The organism is Vogesella perlucida, from assembly GCF_979366545.1.
Genome location: NZ_CEETRO010000008.1, coordinates 25592 through 41081, shown reverse-complemented (window position 1 = coordinate 41081; position 15490 = coordinate 25592). Strand labels below are relative to the sequence as shown.

Sequence of the window (15490 nt, the reverse complement as noted above, 5' to 3'; positions counted from 1 at the left end):
TGCAGGCATTTTCAGCCACGAAAGCACACCGAAAGCACAGACAAAACCGCCCCGGCACGCCCACCGCTACCGGCACAAGCAACAGCGGCAAGCTTTCACGCTGTTTTCCGTGCCTTCAGTGTGCGTCAGTGGCAAAACCAAGAGAGACACCATGCCCGCCCAACCCTGGCCCTTCCCCACGCTGATGGTGCAAGGCTGCACCTCGGACGCCGGCAAAAGCACGGTGGTGGCCGCGCTGTGCCGCCTGCTGGCCGATGCCGGCTACCGCGTCGCCCCGTTCAAACCGCAAAACATGGCGCTGAACAGCGCAGTAACCGAAGACGGCGGCGAGATCGGCCGCGCCCAGGCGCTGCAAGCCATCGCCGCCCGCGTGGCACCGCATACCGACATGAACCCGGTGCTGCTCAAACCCAGCAGCGACACCGGCGCCCAGGTCATCATCCACGGCAAGGTGCGCGCCGACATGAACGCGCGCGACTACCACCAGTACAAAACCACCGCCATGGCCGCCGTGCTGCAGTCCTACCAGCGACTGCAGGCGCAGTACGACGTAGTGATGGTGGAAGGCGCCGGCAGCCCGGCCGAGGTCAACCTGCGCGAGCGCGACATCGCCAATATGGGCTTTGCCGAGGCGGTGGATTGCCCGGTGATCCTGGTGGCCGACATCGACAAGGGCGGCGTGTTTGCCCACCTGGTGGGCACGCTGGATTGCCTGAGCGATAGCGAACGCGCCCGCGTGGTGGGCTTTGTCATCAACAAGTTCCGCGGCGACATCAGCCTGCTGCAAGACGGGCTGGACTGGCTGGAAGCCAAAACCGGCAAGCCGGTGCTGGCGGTGCTGCCCATGCTGCACGGCCTGATGCTGGACGCCGAGGACGCCGTGCAAAGCCAACAGCAGCGCGGCGACTTCAACATCGTGGTGCCGGTGCTGCCGCGCATCAGCAACCATACCGACTTCGACGCGCTACGCGCCCACCCCGGCGTGAACCTGCACTTTGTCGGCCCCGACGCCCCCAAGCCGCCGGCCGACCTGGTGATCCTGCCCGGCAGCAAGAACACCCGCGCCGACCTGGCCTTCCTGCAGGCACAAGGTTGGCCGCCCTACCTGCAGCGCCACCTGCGCTACGACGGCCGCCTGCTGGGCATCTGCGGCGGCTACCAGATGCTGGGCCGTCACATCCACGACCCGCTGGGCGTAGAAGGCGCCCCCGGCAGCAGCGCCGGCCTGGGCTACCTCGACATCGACACCACGCTGGCCGCCGACAAAACGCTGACACGGCGCGAAGGCCGCTTTGTCAACGCCGACGCGGCGGTAAGCGGCTACGAAATCCACATGGGCGTCAGCCACGGGCCGGACTGCGAACGGCCGGTGTTCCAGCTGAACGACGGCAGCGTGGATGGCGCCGTCAGCCCCGACGGCGCCGTGATGGGCAGCTACCTGCACGGCCTGTTCGACCACCCGCAAGCCGGCAGCGCCCTGCTGCAGTGGGCTGGCATGCGTCATGCAAAGGGGGTAAATTTATCGCTATTGCGTGAAAACAGCCTGGACAGGCTAGCCGCCAGCAGCCAGCAGCTAATGGACGCGCTACAACGGCTGCCACGCTGGCGCGGGGTGTAGCGCGGCCAACCTTGACGGGTAGACGCGTAGCCCGGATAAGGCATAGCCGCATCCGGGGTTGCCAGCCAGCACCCGTGTAAACCGGCCATGTTTTATCCCCACCCCCGGATGCGCCGTTGGCTTATCCGTGCTACGAGCTGGCATGAATAATGCAAATGGGGTAGATTTATCGATATTGCGTGAAAGCAGCCTGGACAGGCTAGCCGCCAGCAGCCAGCCGCTAATGAACGCGCTGCAACGGCTGCCGCGCTGGCGCGGGGTGTAGCGCGGCCAACCTTGACGGGTAGACGCGTAGCCCGGATAAGGCACAGCCGCATCGGTGGCAAGCCAGCACTCATGCAAGTCGGCCATGTTTTACCCCCATCCCCGGATGCGCCGTTGGCTTATCCGGGCTACGAGTTGTTCACCAGCCTGCTTATCCGCACCCGTAACCCAAACCAAGAGATCACGCCATGAAACACTCACTGCTTGTCGCTCTATCCGCCTCCTTAATATTCACTGGTTGTGCTTCTGTGGAGTTAGCTTCTCCGGTTGAATCGCAAAATGCCAAGGCTTTCAAGGCACCACAAAATGGCAATGCAGGCCTTTACGTATACCGCAATAGCTTTGTCGGGAAAGCGGTTAAAAAAGACATATGGGTAGACGGCAAATGTCTTGGCGAAAGTGCCCCCGACACATTCTTTTACACCGAGGTTCTCGGCAACCAGCGCCACAAGATCGAAACAGAGTCAGAATTCTCTCCTAACGCGATTGAGCTAGATTTTGAAGCTGGACAAAACTATTTTGTACGGCAATTCATCAAAATGGGCGCTTTTGTCGCTGGTGCAGATCTCGAGCAAGTTACCGCACCGCAAGGCCAAGCGGATATTGCTACGCTCTCTCTTGCCAAAGCTGGCAATTGCAGCACGCCACGCTAAAAACATAACAACCCACATCTGGACACGACATAGCAGTATCTGGTGTTGCCATTGCAAACTGGAATAATTATCGCCGCTTTGCCCTGCCCCTGTTCCAGATGCTATGAGCCAATTTTAATTTCAGCATGGATAAGGCACAGCCGCATCCGGGGTTGCCTGTCAGCGCACATATAGGTCGGCCATGTTTACCCCAATCCCCGGATGCGCCGTTGGCTTATCCGGGCTACTGGCTGCTTGCGCGGTAAACGTTGGGCTTCGCAAGCTCAGCCCAACCTTGTATCTTGCCTACTGCGGTGATTAGCTATCACCACACTAATCTGGGGCAGCTTGAGCCCAACCTTAAGGCCAGACCTTGCTTCGTAGATCAAGCCCCCGGATTCACCTCATCGCCAAGCACAACACTGAACGGTAGCCAAGGGGTCAACCCTGTATGCACAAGGCAAGTGGGCGATTTGGCTCTTCTTCTCAGGAGTCTTGCCATGCTTTATCTCGGTATCGATGTCGCCAAGGCCAAACTGGATTGCAGCCTGTTACTCGACCCCGCCCGCGCTACACGCTGCCGGCAGACGATGCGGCCAACGCTAGCGAGGTAAGGCAGCTGAACAGCTTTGGCGCTTTCTTTGCAGATGACGAGCAAACGGTGGTACGCAACTACGCCCGCGCCCGCTACGAGGCGGCCAGTTGGCTGGCCAGCACCGGGCGCCACACGCTGTACCAGCGCCTGGCGCGCATGCAGGCGGGCGAGTCGTTTGCCGAGATCAGTGCGCCGTAACAGCCGGTATGACTGCCGTGCCGGAGGTAGCTGACACCTTGGCCCCAGCGGGTGATAGCGGGATGCAGGCATCACACCGCCCGGCATGACATTTGCTTTTTATGGCCATTCACCACGCCAGGAGAAGGCCATGCAGATCAACCCGTTTGCCAGTATGTACAGCAGCCCGGCTAGCAGCAGCCAGCCCCGGCAACAAGCCGCCGCCGGTGCCGGTTTCAGCATGACGGACCAGATAGTGGACATACCGGGGGCCACGCCGCGCAGCGCCTTGCGCTTGGCCGGCGGAGATACCCTGCTGCTGCCGACGCCGGCCAATGCCGCGCTGATGGCGGAACAGGCCGGCACCCTGCTGCGCGAGAAAATGCAAAAGGCCGGCATACCGCTGTCCCCGGACTTTACCGTGCAGCAAAGCGGCCAGCCGCCGGTGCTGAAAGTTGCCGGTGAGCGGCAAGATATTGCCGCTATCGAAGCGATGCTCAACGATGACCCGGCGCTGTCACGTGCCTTGCACAATGCGGCGGCGGTGGCGTCGATGTTGCCGGAGCTAGCCGCGGCATCGGAGGTGAGCGAGGCATTACAGGCGGCCGGCTCGGATGCCGAACGCCGGGCGATCTGGGACTACCATCAGGCCCGCATGGCCACCTTGCGTAGCGATGTGCGGCTGGAAATGCGCCATGGCCAAATGACGGTATGGGTAAACGGCGAGCAACAAATGAAACACCGCGCGTAGCACAGCTAGGCACGTGGCCGTGTCCGGCATGGCTAGCAAAGACCCGGACAACTGGTGCCTTAGCACGAATAAGGCACCGCGGTATCCGGGATTGCCGCTCAAGACCTGGGCGCGGCTTGGGCTGAATGAAATGAAGCCCAACGTTTGCCACGCCCCTGTTGCCGCACGCTCTGAATGTTGTTCGCCGCGCCACGGTAACCGTTTGGCTTCGCCACGTTCAGGCCAAATGCGCCGCACTTGATCATCCCCCCCAATAACAAGGTTGGCCGCATGCCGTGATGGCGTGCGGCCAACCTTGTGTGGTGTATGGTGCTGCCCGGGCTGCAGCCAAACCTGCCCGCCCGTGGCCTCGCGCTTACTGGTCCTTCTGGTTTTTTTCCTGCAGTGCTTCGTTGATGATGCTTTTCAGGCCGCTAAAGTTGCAGGGCTCGGCGTAGGTGAGCAGTGCTTGCTCTACGTCGTAGTAGCTGCCGGCAAACAGCTCGGGCTTGTCCAGATCGCTTCTGAGCTTGCGCTTTTTGACTTGCACGGCTTTTTGCAGCAGGTAGATATCGGGGGCCAGGGCCAGGGTGGTTTCGTAGGCGCTCATGGCGCTTTGGCCAAACGAGAACGACGACGCGGTGGCGCTGATGACCTTGGCACTGACCCCGGTAACGCCTTGCACTGCCGAGGTGAGCCCGGCCAGCAGCTGGACTTCTTTGCCCCAAAAATCACGCGAGGTTTGCTGGCGGCTGGCGGCGTCAAAGAACCGGGCGCAGCTGAGGTCGGCAAAGTTGATTCCGGATTGCCACATTTCCTGCAATGCCTGGTAGCGGGGCACCGCCAGCAGGCCACCCCCTTGCAGCATGGTGAGGGTTTCCGGTTTTGTTTGCTTCTCCAGCCCCTTCAGAATGGCCAGGTTGCGCTTACTGTCATCCAGCAAGACTTGATGCTGTGGCTTTTGGGCTGCTGCTGCACTATTGACATTCGCAGTCTGCTTTTTTTCCAATGCTTCCCAGTACTGCAGGCTTTGCGCAAGGTTTAACGGCACGACGTCACGGTACTGCAGTGCCTTGCCTACGGCCCAGGCAAAACGATAGCCGGCGTGGGTCAAATTGGTTTCGGCAGAAAGGCGGTCCGGCTGTCTGCCAGCCGGGGTGTCGTCGGTGTAAGTCCAGCTGTATTTGGCGTCCACTGCCGGGTTACGCAGGTAGTCTATGCTGGGGTTCAGGCTACTGCAGGCGGTCAGGCCAAGGGTGATGATCATCGGCAATAAGGCAGGTTTCATGACATTGATCTCCCGTTTGTGGAGATGCTGTTGTATACCCTGTGCTTTACCTCTATAAAAATGCCCCCCGCTACTCTGCCAGGTATTTCTGCCGCAACGTGTGCATCCGGCCATCGGCGCTGATCTGGTTCAGCGCGGCTTGCAGGCGTTTTACCTTCTGCAGCGGGGTGTTGCGGTTGAGGGCAAACCAGTATTGGCTACCACCGTCCAGCAACCAGATGGGGCGGACCAGGCGGGGGTTGAGGTTTTGTTGTTTCAGCTGCCAGGCCATGGCCCAGTCCAGCATGGCTACGGTGTCGGTACGGCCTAGCAGGAGTTTTTTCAGGGTAATTTCGTCGGTAGCGCCCAGGTCTAGCCCTCGGCCTGGCTGCAGCCCCAGGCCGGCCAGCTTTTTGGCAGCGGCAGATTCGAACATGGCACCGTGGGTGTAACGCAGCAGGTCTGCTTCGGTCTGGAGACTGATGTCGCGGCGGGCGTTCAGGCGATACAGCTTGATCTGGCGCGGGCTGATGGGGCCTACCCAGTAAAACAGCGGCTCACGCTCCGGGGTGCGGGTAATACTGAAAATGACACTATCCGGGGCTTCGAGCACGGTGCGATAAGCGCGCGCCCAGGGCTGCAGCTCAATGCTGAGGCTCAGGTCGGCATCGTGCGCGACCATGCGCAACAGGTCGGTGGCAAAACCAGAGATCTGGGCGCCGTCCTGGTAGTTGAGCGGCGGCAGCTGCTCGGTGTAGGCAGCCAGATCAGCCGCCCGGGCTGGCAATGTGGCAAAGCAGGCCAGGCAAAGGGCGATGAGGGCAGATTTCATGCTGATTCCGGCAAAAACTGTATCTATAGAAATGTAGTGCACGCGGGCACATTGTCACGCGCTATGGCAGGCCAAGCGGACCAACACTACCGCACACGTTTTGCGTGATAATGACGACTTAACGAATCACTAGGCGCTATCGTGGATTCCAGCACTAACCCACCCTTGCTGCAGCCAGACTTCGCCAGCTACGAGGGCTATTACAGCCAGCGCCTGCTGCCGGGCGCGGCCCAGCTGTCCCATGCCGGCATGGGGGTCATCGGCCTGTTTTTACTGGCCGACCTGTGGCGTCTGGGCTTGGGTACGCGCTTTGCGGGCATGGCACTGGCCAGCGCGCTAGGCTGCGGGCTTATCGTGTGGATGGCGCGCACCATGCAGCACCCTGGCTACGAGTCACGCCGCATCCACTGGGTATTGTGGCTGGGCAATATGGCGATGGTGGTGATGATGGCCGGCAATATTGTGGTATTGGGCCGCTTGTCCTACCTGCCGATGATCGTGATGTATTTCATGATGGGGGTATTGCTGATTGCCCCCTTGGTGTCGCCCCTGGCTTTCATGTGGCCCCACCTCGCCAGCGTGCTGCTTGCTGGCGCCACACTCTGGCTAGCGGGCTACCAGCTGAGCCACTGGCTGCAGTTATTGCTGTTCAGCATGCCCGCCATGGCTTTCATGCTGATCATTCTGAGCGTACAGCGGCGCACGGCCTTGCAGTCCTACCAGATAGCGCGGCAAAACTGGCTGTACGCCACCACCGACCCGCTCAGCCAGCTGCAGAACCGCCGTACCTGGTACGAGGCAGCCGAGGTGGCATTGAAGCGTGCCCAGCAACAAGTGCAGCCACTGGCGCTGCTGATGCTGGATATTGACCACTTCAAAACCATTAACGACCAGTGGGGCCATGTGGCGGGTGACCGGGTGATCGAGCAGGTTGGCCGCACGCTGCAAGCGCATTGCCCTGCGGGCGCACTGGCAGGCCGCCTGGGGGGCGAGGAGTTTGCCGTGCTGCTACCGGATACGCGACACGGCGATGCGCTGCTGACGGCGGAAGCACTACGCGCCAGCCTAGCCGCACAGCAAGTGATCGAGCACGGCCAGCTGGTGCGCATCACCGCCAGCATTGGCGTGGCCAGCCTGACAGCAGGCAGCCTGGACGAGCTGGTGCGCGAGGCAGACCGCCTGCTGTACCAGGCCAAGGCAGCGGGCCGCAACCGGGTGGCTGGTTAGTCACCCCCTGCCTCTTACCCGCCCGGTTTTTGGTTCATCATGCGGCTATCTATCTGGCCAGCAGGTTGGTAAAACCGGCTTGCGCCAGCCGGTCGATCGGATCTTCTTTGGCGCAGGTGTTAAAGCGCCCTGCCAGCACAATGCTGCGCCCTCGCCGCCTGGCTGGACAGGTAGTCGACTGTGCAGACGCGGGGCGGGTTGCCACGGCGCTGGCCACCAGCCATTTCAAGGTCGCCAGCGCAGGCCTATGGCCTGAAAAAGCAGCGCCGGAACGCTTTTTGTCAAACGAATGTATAAATTAAACTTTCGTTTTTATATAAAACACAAGACTTAGATCAAGTAATTGCACCGTAGACCCTTGTCTAGCCACAGCACGCTGCATAGACTGGCGGCTGCCCTGCATCCACCAGACACACTGCATGATCCGCCTGCCCTCCATTATGCCCACCCGGCTGACCCTGCTACTGCTTGGCAGCTTGCTGGCCAGCACGGCTACAGCACAAACACACCGGGCTTGCACCCAGCTGATTGCGTCGGGCAACCCGGAGTACCCGCCTTTTCTGTGGGTCGCCCCTGACGACGAAAAAACCCTGCAAGGCGCCAATGCAGAGCTGATGCAGCTGTTATCGCGGGAAATCGGCATACCCATCGTGATGCGCAACGCCGGGCCATGGGCACGCGTGCAAGAGGCGGCCAAAGCCGGGCGTGTCGACCTGATCGCCGGGGCGTTTTATACCCTGCCACGCCGCCTGTACATGAGCTATATCCAGACGCCGTTTTACCAGACACGCAGCGCGGTATGGACGCGTGAAAACAAAGCGCCGGCGTACGGCAAATGGGCCGACCTGGTTGGCCGCAACGGCATTACCGTGGTGAATAACAGCTTTGGTGAAGAGTTCGACCGCTTTGCCGAGCAACGCCTGACCATGCAAACGGTAGGCAGCGTAGAAAACGCCATGCGCATGCTCAGCATGGGCCGGGCCGACTACCTGATCTACGAAGAAGCACCCGGCCAGGCCTACGCCAACAAGCTGGGCATACGCAATATCCGCGTAGCCAGCACGCCGGTAAGCCGCGAACCCTTGTACCTGACGCTCACGCACCAGTCGCCCTGCTTCACCCCGCAGCTATACGACAAACTGAACAAAGCGCTGAAGAAACTGGTAGACAACAATGTGATGGAACAGCTGGTAAGCAGCAACAGCGAGCGCTGGCAAATACTGCAGCAGGACCAGCTGGAAATCCGCTAGCCGATGGCTGCCCGGCAACACAAAGCCCCGCAAGTCTCCCTGCGGGGCTTTCTGTTAGGTCAATACGGCGGGCTATAAGCGCCGGCGCAGCGCGTCGGCAGCGCGCAAGGCCAGCGCATACACCGATAGCTGCGGGTTGGCACCGATACTGGTGGGAAACACCGAGCCATCGATTACCGTGACATTGTCCAACTGCCAGTGGCGGCCTGTCTGGTCCACCACCCCGTGGCGCTCGTCGGCAGACATCATGGCGCCGCCCATCACGTGCGCACTCACCACGCGGGTACGCAGAATCTGCATGGGCAGCTGGCGGATCATGTCTTGCGCCTGGCGCCAGCTGGTGGCCAGGCCAGCGTCTTCGTGCACCGGCAACACGGCACGGGCACCGGCAGCGAACTGGATCTCGGCCATGCTCAGCAAAGCCCGCCGCGCTGCCTCCCACTCCACCGCGCCTAGCGGGTAGCTCAGCACCGGCGTGCCGTCGCTACGCAAGCCTACGCTGCCACCCACGCTTTGCGGTTGAAACCCGTCGCGCATCAAGGCCAGGGTCACTTGCCAGTGCGGCAGGTTCTGCATCAGCCGCTGGTGCGCCTGGCCATTGCCAGGCAGCGTGGCTGCCATGATCAGCGGGTGCACCGGCGGCACCTCCAGCTTGTAGCCCAGCGGGCCATCTAGGGGCTGAGCATGCAGGAAGTGGTCGCTAAAGATGCTTTGCGGCGCACCGTTAAAGCCCTCTACCGGCTGACGGAATAGCCCGCCAGACATGACCACCGGGTGCAGGAAGGTGCGTTTACCCAGCAGGCGGTACGGGTCGGGCGCATGGCTGCGCAGCAGTACCGCCGGGGTGCCGATGGCACCGGCAGACAGCACCACTTGGCGCGCCCGTACCACGACACGGCGGCCGCTAGGCTGGATACCATCCGGGCCCAGCGCCTGCCCGACAATACCCTCGGCGTGGCTACGGCCTGGTGATAGCAACAACTGCTGCACGCGCACGCGGGTTAGCAGCTGTGCGCCGCTGGCCAGTGCCGCCGGTATGGTGGTAACCAGCATGCTCTGCTTGGCATTGGTGGCACAGCCAGTGCCACAGTAGCCCAGGTTCCAGCAGCCTTTCACATTGCGGCGAATGGGCGAAAACGGTATGCCCAGCTTGCTGCAGCCTTGCGCCAGCAGGGCGTTATTGGCATTGGGGTCGGTTTGCCAGGGGCCGACATTGAGCCGGGCTTCGGCCTGCTCGAACCAGGGCTGCAGTGCGGCATCCTGCATGGCGTCCAGACCATGACGGCTGCGCCACCAGGCCAGGGTATCGGCCGGCGTACGAAAGCAGCTGGTCCAGTTCACCGTGGTACTGCCCCCCACGGTGCGGCCCTGCAAAATGGTGATGCCTTTATCGGCGGTAAGGCGGTTGGCCGACTCCTGATACAGCTGGGGGTAGGCCTCGGATTCGCGCAGCTTAAAGTGACGCGAGCTATATAAACCGCCCTCTTCCACCAGCACCACGTGCAAGCCGGCGCTGCTGAGCTGCTCGGCTACCATGCCGCCACCGGCGCCACTGCCCACGATGACAACGTCGCACTCCAGCTGCAGGTCTGGCCCGCTCTGGCTGGCGTCGGTCACTTTCCAGCCAGCGGCCAGACCGTCTTGCCACAGGTCGGGTAGCTTACTCATTCAACAGTCCTTTCATGCTGGCAGGCAGCTGGTACGACATGCCGGCCCAGCTGGCGGTGTCGCCATACCAGCCTGCGTACAACAAGCCATGCAGGCCTTGATAGGCACTGCGCAGCAGCGTGAGCCGGCTATAGCGCCAGCCATCCAGCGTGGCACGTACTTGCTCGGCACTGGCGTCTTGCCAGGCGGGGCGCAGGCCCAGTGCCATGCGTGCCAGCGGCTGCTGCAGCAGGTCGAACAGCTGGCGCAGCTCGGCCTGGCTGGCCAATGGCAAGCCGGCAATGGCCGCGAGCGTATTGTCTACTACCGATATGGGTGCCGTGGCCGGCAGGCTACCCAGCATGCCGCGCCCCAGCGCGGCGATCAGCTGGCGGTCTGCGGCATCGGCCGCAAAACCGGGGGCCGGATGCGGTGCGGCCAACCTGGCGGCCACGCCCAGCGCTACGGCACCCAGCAGGCCGGTGCGAATGAACTGACGTCGGTTGAATGTCATTTCATGCGCCCCAGCATCAGGTTCAGCAGCCATTGCACCAGCTTGCCATGCGGTGGCTGGGTCAGTACGGCCCCGGCAAAGCGGGACTGGTAAAACACCGGCTTCATCTTGCTGAAGGTAGTAAAGCCTTCGTAGCCATGGTAGTGCCCCATGCCGGACGGCCCTACCCCGCCAAACGGCAGTTGGTCTTGCACCACGTGCATCAGGGTATCGTTTACCGACACGCCACCGGCCACCGTACCCTGCAGTACTGTGCGGATACGGCGGCGGTTGTCGTCGTACAGGTAAAGTGCCAATGGCCTGTCGCGGCCATTGATATAGGCCAGCGCATTGCCCAGCTTGTCGTAAGTCACAATGGGCAGCAGCGGGCCGAAGATTTCCTCGCGCATTACCGTGCTGTGGGCCGGGGCGTTGTCGATAAGGGTCAGCGGCAGCTTGCGCGCCGCCGCCAGCGCCGCGTCGCTACTGCCTGCGGCCAGCACCTCTACCCGTGCGCCCATCTGGGCTGCCTCGTCGCGCCAGCGCAGCAGGCGGTCGTAATGCGTCTGGTTGATGATAGCGGTGTAGTCGGGGTTGGCCGCCGGGTCCGGATAGGCCAGCGCGGCCTGACTGCGTAGCGCGGCCAATAGCGTGTCGCGGTCATCCTGGTGCACCAGTACGTAGTCGGGCGCCACACAGGTCTGGCCGGCGTTGAGCATTTTGCCGGCGATCAGGCTACCCGCTACGCGGCGCATGTCGAAGCCGGGGGCAATCAGCACGGGTGACTTGCCGCCCAATTCCAGCGTGACCGGGGTAAGGTTGGCCGCAGCCGCCTGCATCACGCTGCGGCCAACCCGCGTGGAGCCGGTAAACAGCAGGTGGTCAAACGGCAGCGCGGCAAAAGCCTGCGCCACGGCCACATCGCCATTGACCACTTGTACCACGTCGTCGCCCAGGTACTGGCGACACAGCTTTTGCAACAGGGCCCCGCTATGCGGCGACAGCTCGGACATCTTCACCATGGCGCGGTTGCCCGCCGCCAGCGCCGAGGTCAGCGGCCCCAGCGCCAGGAACACCGGGTAGTTCCACGGCACAATGATGCCCGCCACGCCCAGTGGCTGCGGCAGCACACGGGCGGTGGCCGGCCAGAACCAGAACGACACCCCGCGCCGCTGCGCCCGCATCCAGCCGCCCAGCTTGCGCTGCGCCAGGCGTATGGCCTCCAGCGAGGGAAACAGCTCGGCCAGCCGGGTTTCCACCGCGCTGCGGCAGCCAAAATCTGCCTGCAGCGCATCTATCCAGTCTTGCTGGTGAGCCGTTACCATACTGGCCAGGCCAGCCAGCCAGCGTTGGCGGGTGGCGTAATCGGGTGGCTGCAGCGCAGCCAGCTGCTGCAGGTGGGCCAGCTGGCTGTGCAGGCTATTACCGATAGGGCTGGCGGTATCCATATGCTATGCTCCTCGAACTTGGGCAAACGACCGTTTAGAGCCCAGACTCTATTACGATTTCCATCGCCTGTCACATATATCTTTATCGCCATGTTGCTCGACTTTTTCTACGCCCTGCGCGCTGCCGGCCTGCCGGTTAGCCTGAAAGAACATCTCACCCTGCTGGAAGCGCTGCAGCAAAAGCTGGCGTTTGCCAGCGTGGACGCGTTTTACCACCTGGCGCGCACCGTGCTGGTGAAAGACGAGAAGTACTACGACCGCTTCGACCGCGTGTTTGCCCAGTACGCGCACGGCATTGAAACCAGCCTGGACGACCTGCACACCGCCATTCCGGAAGACTGGCTGCGCAAGCAAATAGAAAAATACCTGAGCGAAGAAGAAAAACAGCAGCTGCAAGCCCTGGGCTGGGACAAGCTGATGGACACGCTGCGCCAGCGGCTGGAAGAACAGAAAGAGCGTCACCAAGGCGGCAACAAATGGATAGGCACCGGCGGCACCAGCCCGTTTGGCGCCTATGGCTACAACCCGGAAGGCATCCGGATCGGGCAGCAGGAATCACGCCACCGCCGCGCGGTAAAAGTGTGGGATCAGCGCGAGTTCCGCAATCTTGACGACAGCGTGGCGCTGGGCACGCGCAATATCAAGGTCGCCCTGCGCCGCCTGCGCGAGTTCGCCCGCGACGGCGCCCCCGAGGTGCTGGACCTGCCCGGCACGATAGCCGCCACCGCGCGCAATGCCGGTCTGCTGGACCTGCAGATGGTGCCCGAGCTGCACAATGCAGTGAAGGTGCTGGTGCTGTTTGACGTGGGCGGCTCCATGGACGACCACATCCGCGTGTGCGAGGAGCTGTTTTCCGCCGTGCGCAGCGAATTCAAGCACCTGGATTACTACTACTTCCACAACTGTGTATACGAGAGCGTGTGGCAGGACAACGCACGCCGCCATACTGCCAAAACCGCCACCTGGGACCTGATCCACACCTACGGCCAGGACTACAAGCTGATCTTTGTGGGCGACGCCAGCATGAGCCCCTACGAGATCATCCTGAAAGGCGGCAGCGTAGAGCACATGAACCCGGAGCCGGGCGAGGTTTGGCTGCGACGCCTGCTGGAACAGTTCAAGCACGCCGTGTGGCTAAACCCCATGCCGCAGGCAGCATGGGAATACACCCAGTCCATCGGCATGGTGGGCGAGCTGATGCAGAACCGCATGTACCCGCTGACGCTGGAGGGGCTGGAGCAGGCCATGCGCCAGCTCAAGCGCAGCAGCTAGCTGTCACCCTGCCCGTCTGCGGCCAACTGTTTCTCGATACGGCGCGCAAACACCGTCATCTCTTTTACCGCCTGCAGGTCACCGCGCGCCTGCGCTACGGCGATACCGTCACGGTAGGCCGCCAGTGCGGCGGTAGCCTTCCCGCCTGCCGCCAGCGCCTTGCCCAGCAGCTTCCACGCCGCCGAAAAATCCCCTTGTCGCGCCAGCGCCTCGCGTGCCTGCTGCGCGGCGGCCGGCCAGTCTTGCGCCTTGGCGTATTCATTGGCTATGCCAAAACGCAGCAGCGCGTTATCGCGCGGGGTATCGCACAGCTTTAACAGGTTTTGCAGCACGGCAGACATGGCAGGCTCCTACAAGGTTGGCCGCACAGCATTACCGCTGGCACCGCCGCTGGCAACCCCGCCAACGACAGGGTTTAGCGCCGGTTAGCACGATTCTTGCCAAGGCACTGTCGCGAAACGTTTTCCAATACCCGGCGGAGGGCGATGCGCTGGGTGGCGCCCGGCGCATGCCAGAAGCCTGCGCGTCAGGCCAGCGCCTGTAACAGCAGAGCTAGCGCCGCCGGCAATGCCTGTACAAACAGTATCTTGCGGCTAGCCGTGGCCGCACCATACACCCCGGCTACCAGTACGCAAGCCAGGAAGAACACCCCTACGCCGGCCGGCGCCCCCGGCAGCAGGCTCCACACCAGCCCTGCCGCCAGAAAGCCGTTATACAGCCCCTGGTTGGCCGCCAGTACGCGGCTGGCCTGGGCAAACTCCGGCGTTAGCCCAAAGGCGCGGTGGCCTGCCGGTTTGGTCCACAGAAACATCTCCAGCACCAGGATATACACGTGGATCGCCGCCACCAGGGCGGTAACGACAAATGCGGCAAGCTGCATGGCAAGCTCCTTATTTGTGTTCGGGTTGCGGCAGGACTTCGAAGTCGGCGCAGCGCGGCAAATCTGCCAGAATGGCGGCCAGCGCAGGCGGCGGCGGTATCAGCTTGCGCTCGCGCAGGTCCATCCACGCCCCGGCCACCTCGTAAATGGCGGCCAGCTTGCCATCGGGCTTGATGAGCTGCTGGCGGATTTTCCAGCGGCTGTTATCCGGGCTGGCGGCGGCCACCTGCACGTCAACCGTGATACGCTCTCCCAAGTGCACCTCGCGGCGGTATTCGGTACTCTCGCGAAACAGTACCGGGCCAAAGCCGTGCGCCATGAAGGCATCCATGCCAAAGCCGGCTGCGGCCAACCACTCCATGCGGGTGTGGGTGCACAGGTCGGCGTAGGCGTTGTGGCGCATGTGTTGGTTGGCGTCGATATCAGACCAGCGCACTTCTACTACTTTGGTAAACGGGTGCATGTCACTCACTCAAAAAAGAACGATCGTGCTATTTTGCACGTAAACAGCACGCAGGCAAACACCCATGAGTAAAAAAGCCCTTACCCGCGAAGCCATTCTGCAACAGGCGGTGCGCAGCGCCAGCCAGATCGGCATCAGCCGCCTGACCATCGGCAGCCTGGCCGGGCAGAGCGGGCTGTCCAAAAGCGGGCTGTTTGCCCACTTTGGCAGCAAGGAAGCGCTGCAGCTGGCCGTGGTGCAGGCGGCACAAGCGCAGTTTGTGGAAGAGGTGGTCAAGCCGGCCTTTACCCAGCCGCGCGGCATGCCACGCCTGCGCGCGCTGTTTCACGCCTGGGTCATGCGCCTGTACGGCGGCAGCATGCCCGGCGGCTGCCCGCTTCTGGCTGCCGCCTACGAGTTTGACGACCAGCCCGGCGCCATACGCGACGCGCTGGTGGCGGGCCAGCGCTGGCAGCGCGAGACCCTGCAGCGCCTGTTGCAAGACGCACAAGACGCCGGCGAGCTGCCGGCAGGCAGTGATGTGCCCCTGCTGGCTTTCATGCTGTTCGGCCTGATACAAAGCGCCCACCACGACCACCAGCTGCTGGACAACCACCACAGCGCCCAGCTGGCATTGCAGGGTTTTGAACAGCTATGCGGTACGGCGCAGGCCCCCGCCACACCAGCAGCACCGGCAACATAGCGGCAAGAAAATG

General features: G+C 62.4%; 17 protein-coding genes. 9 read left to right on the top strand and 8 right to left on the bottom strand.

What is annotated here, in order from left to right; translation table 11 throughout:
- The first annotated feature begins 151 nt into the window (after positions 1–151).
- From ACZ9XP_RS12410 to ACZ9XP_RS12390, 5 genes are all read left to right on the top strand, one after another.
- Positions 152–1618: a cobyric acid synthase gene (locus ACZ9XP_RS12410; RefSeq protein WP_465188538.1), complete on the top strand. Its 1467-nt coding sequence runs from the start codon at positions 152–154 to the stop codon at positions 1616–1618.
- A gap of 142 nt (positions 1619–1760) precedes the next feature.
- A complete protein-coding gene (locus ACZ9XP_RS12405) occupies positions 1761–1883 on the top strand; it encodes a hypothetical protein (protein WP_465188537.1) in 123 nt (40 codons plus the stop codon).
- Positions 1884–2070: 187 nt separating this feature from the next.
- Complete coding sequence (locus tag ACZ9XP_RS12400) at positions 2071–2535, top strand: DUF2846 domain-containing protein (protein ID WP_465188536.1); 465 nt, start codon at positions 2071–2073, stop codon at positions 2533–2535.
- Positions 2536–3055: 520 nt separating this feature from the next.
- Positions 3056–3307, top strand: a complete 252-nt coding sequence (locus ACZ9XP_RS12395) for a hypothetical protein (RefSeq protein ID WP_465188535.1) — start codon at positions 3056–3058, stop codon at positions 3305–3307.
- A 130-nt stretch (positions 3308–3437) separates the two neighbouring features.
- The gene (locus ACZ9XP_RS12390) at positions 3438–4037 is read left to right on the top strand and encodes a hypothetical protein (protein ID WP_465188534.1); all 600 of its coding nucleotides are present in this window, start codon (positions 3438–3440) and stop codon (positions 4035–4037) included.
- Between the two features lie 355 nt (positions 4038–4392).
- On the opposite strand, the gene ACZ9XP_RS12385 is transcribed toward ACZ9XP_RS12390, so the two are convergent.
- Positions 4393–5304: a hypothetical protein gene (locus ACZ9XP_RS12385; RefSeq protein WP_465188533.1), complete on the bottom strand. Its 912-nt coding sequence runs from the start codon at positions 5302–5304 to the stop codon at positions 4393–4395.
- Between the two features lie 70 nt (positions 5305–5374).
- Positions 5375–6115 carry a substrate-binding periplasmic protein gene (locus ACZ9XP_RS12380; protein WP_465188532.1) on the bottom strand — a complete coding sequence of 247 codons (741 nt, stop codon included), beginning with the start codon at positions 6113–6115 and terminating at the stop codon, positions 5375–5377.
- A gap of 141 nt (positions 6116–6256) precedes the next feature.
- On the opposite strand from ACZ9XP_RS12380, the gene ACZ9XP_RS12375 reads away from it, so the two are divergent.
- On the top strand, positions 6257–7342 hold the full coding sequence (locus ACZ9XP_RS12375) for a GGDEF domain-containing protein (protein WP_465188531.1): 1086 nt from the start codon (positions 6257–6259) through the stop codon (positions 7340–7342).
- Positions 7343–7761: 419 nt separating this feature from the next.
- Positions 7762–8592 carry a substrate-binding periplasmic protein gene (locus ACZ9XP_RS12370; protein WP_465188530.1) on the top strand — a complete coding sequence of 277 codons (831 nt, stop codon included), beginning with the start codon at positions 7762–7764 and terminating at the stop codon, positions 8590–8592.
- A 72-nt stretch (positions 8593–8664) separates the two neighbouring features.
- Here the strand turns inward: ACZ9XP_RS12370 and ACZ9XP_RS12365 are convergent, their stop codons facing one another.
- From ACZ9XP_RS12365 to ACZ9XP_RS12355, 3 genes are read right to left on the bottom strand one after another with little or no spacing between them, the layout of a single operon-like run.
- On the bottom strand, positions 8665–10260 hold the full coding sequence (locus tag ACZ9XP_RS12365; RefSeq protein ID WP_465188529.1) for a GMC family oxidoreductase N-terminal domain-containing protein: 1596 nt from the start codon (positions 10258–10260) through the stop codon (positions 8665–8667).
- Positions 10253–10753, bottom strand: coding sequence for a hypothetical protein (locus ACZ9XP_RS12360; protein ID WP_465188528.1), 501 nt, complete (start codon positions 10751–10753; stop codon positions 10253–10255). Before ACZ9XP_RS12360 ends, ACZ9XP_RS12365 begins: the two co-directional genes overlap by 8 nt.
- Positions 10750–12180: a coniferyl aldehyde dehydrogenase gene (locus ACZ9XP_RS12355; RefSeq protein ID WP_465188527.1), complete on the bottom strand. Its 1431-nt coding sequence runs from the start codon at positions 12178–12180 to the stop codon at positions 10750–10752. Before ACZ9XP_RS12355 ends, ACZ9XP_RS12360 begins: the two co-directional genes overlap by 4 nt.
- A 90-nt stretch (positions 12181–12270) precedes the next feature.
- Here ACZ9XP_RS12355 and ACZ9XP_RS12350 point away from each other — a divergent pair, with 90 nt between their 5' ends.
- A complete protein-coding gene (locus ACZ9XP_RS12350) occupies positions 12271–13452 on the top strand; it encodes a vWA domain-containing protein (RefSeq protein WP_465188526.1) in 1182 nt (393 codons plus the stop codon).
- Here ACZ9XP_RS12350 and ACZ9XP_RS12345 read toward each other — a convergent pair.
- The 3 genes from ACZ9XP_RS12345 to ACZ9XP_RS12335 all read right to left on the bottom strand — a co-directional run bounded on the left by ACZ9XP_RS12345 (position 13449) and on the right by ACZ9XP_RS12335 (position 14795).
- The gene (locus tag ACZ9XP_RS12345; protein ID WP_465188525.1) at positions 13449–13793 is read right to left on the bottom strand and encodes a hypothetical protein; all 345 of its coding nucleotides are present in this window, start codon (positions 13791–13793) and stop codon (positions 13449–13451) included. The genes ACZ9XP_RS12350 and ACZ9XP_RS12345 overlap by 4 nt on opposite strands.
- Before the next feature lie 185 nt (positions 13794–13978).
- The gene (locus ACZ9XP_RS12340) at positions 13979–14332 is read right to left on the bottom strand and encodes a DUF1304 domain-containing protein (protein WP_465188524.1); all 354 of its coding nucleotides are present in this window, start codon (positions 14330–14332) and stop codon (positions 13979–13981) included.
- Positions 14333–14342: 10 nt separating this feature from the next.
- Positions 14343–14795 carry an acyl-CoA thioesterase gene (locus ACZ9XP_RS12335; protein WP_147686968.1) on the bottom strand — a complete coding sequence of 151 codons (453 nt, stop codon included), beginning with the start codon at positions 14793–14795 and terminating at the stop codon, positions 14343–14345.
- 64 nt (positions 14796–14859) lie between these two features.
- Between ACZ9XP_RS12335 and ACZ9XP_RS12330 the strand changes: the two genes are divergently transcribed.
- Positions 14860–15477 (top strand): TetR/AcrR family transcriptional regulator, encoded by a 618-nt coding sequence (locus ACZ9XP_RS12330; protein ID WP_465188523.1) that lies wholly within the window; start codon positions 14860–14862, stop codon positions 15475–15477.
- Positions 15478–15490 lie beyond the last annotated feature (13 nt).

Excerpts from the sequence above, each read along its gene's own strand:
- ACZ9XP_RS12410 (WP_465188538.1), top strand. The coding sequence starts at position 152 with ATGCCCGCCCAACCCTGGCCCTTCCCCACGCTGATGGTGCAAGGCTGC.
- ACZ9XP_RS12405 (WP_465188537.1), top strand. The coding sequence starts at position 1,761 with ATGAATAATGCAAATGGGGTAGATTTATCGATATTGCGTGAAAGCAGC.
- ACZ9XP_RS12400 (WP_465188536.1), top strand. The coding sequence starts at position 2,071 with ATGAAACACTCACTGCTTGTCGCTCTATCCGCCTCCTTAATATTCACT.
- ACZ9XP_RS12390 (WP_465188534.1), top strand. The coding sequence starts at position 3,438 with ATGCAGATCAACCCGTTTGCCAGTATGTACAGCAGCCCGGCTAGCAGC.
- ACZ9XP_RS12385 (WP_465188533.1), bottom strand. The coding sequence starts at position 5,304 with ATGAAACCTGCCTTATTGCCGATGATCATCACCCTTGGCCTGACCGCC.
- ACZ9XP_RS12380 (WP_465188532.1), bottom strand. The coding sequence starts at position 6,115 with ATGAAATCTGCCCTCATCGCCCTTTGCCTGGCCTGCTTTGCCACATTG.
- ACZ9XP_RS12370 (WP_465188530.1), top strand. The coding sequence starts at position 7,762 with ATGATCCGCCTGCCCTCCATTATGCCCACCCGGCTGACCCTGCTACTG.
- ACZ9XP_RS12365 (WP_465188529.1), bottom strand. The coding sequence starts at position 10,260 with ATGAGTAAGCTACCCGACCTGTGGCAAGACGGTCTGGCCGCTGGCTGG.
- ACZ9XP_RS12360 (WP_465188528.1), bottom strand. The coding sequence starts at position 10,753 with ATGACATTCAACCGACGTCAGTTCATTCGCACCGGCCTGCTGGGTGCC.
- ACZ9XP_RS12355 (WP_465188527.1), bottom strand. The coding sequence starts at position 12,180 with ATGGATACCGCCAGCCCTATCGGTAATAGCCTGCACAGCCAGCTGGCC.
- ACZ9XP_RS12350 (WP_465188526.1), top strand. The coding sequence starts at position 12,271 with ATGTTGCTCGACTTTTTCTACGCCCTGCGCGCTGCCGGCCTGCCGGTT.
- ACZ9XP_RS12345 (WP_465188525.1), bottom strand. The coding sequence starts at position 13,793 with ATGTCTGCCGTGCTGCAAAACCTGTTAAAGCTGTGCGATACCCCGCGC.
- ACZ9XP_RS12340 (WP_465188524.1), bottom strand. The coding sequence starts at position 14,332 with ATGCAGCTTGCCGCATTTGTCGTTACCGCCCTGGTGGCGGCGATCCAC.
- ACZ9XP_RS12335 (WP_147686968.1), bottom strand. The coding sequence starts at position 14,795 with ATGCACCCGTTTACCAAAGTAGTAGAAGTGCGCTGGTCTGATATCGAC.
- ACZ9XP_RS12330 (WP_465188523.1), top strand. The coding sequence starts at position 14,860 with ATGAGTAAAAAAGCCCTTACCCGCGAAGCCATTCTGCAACAGGCGGTG.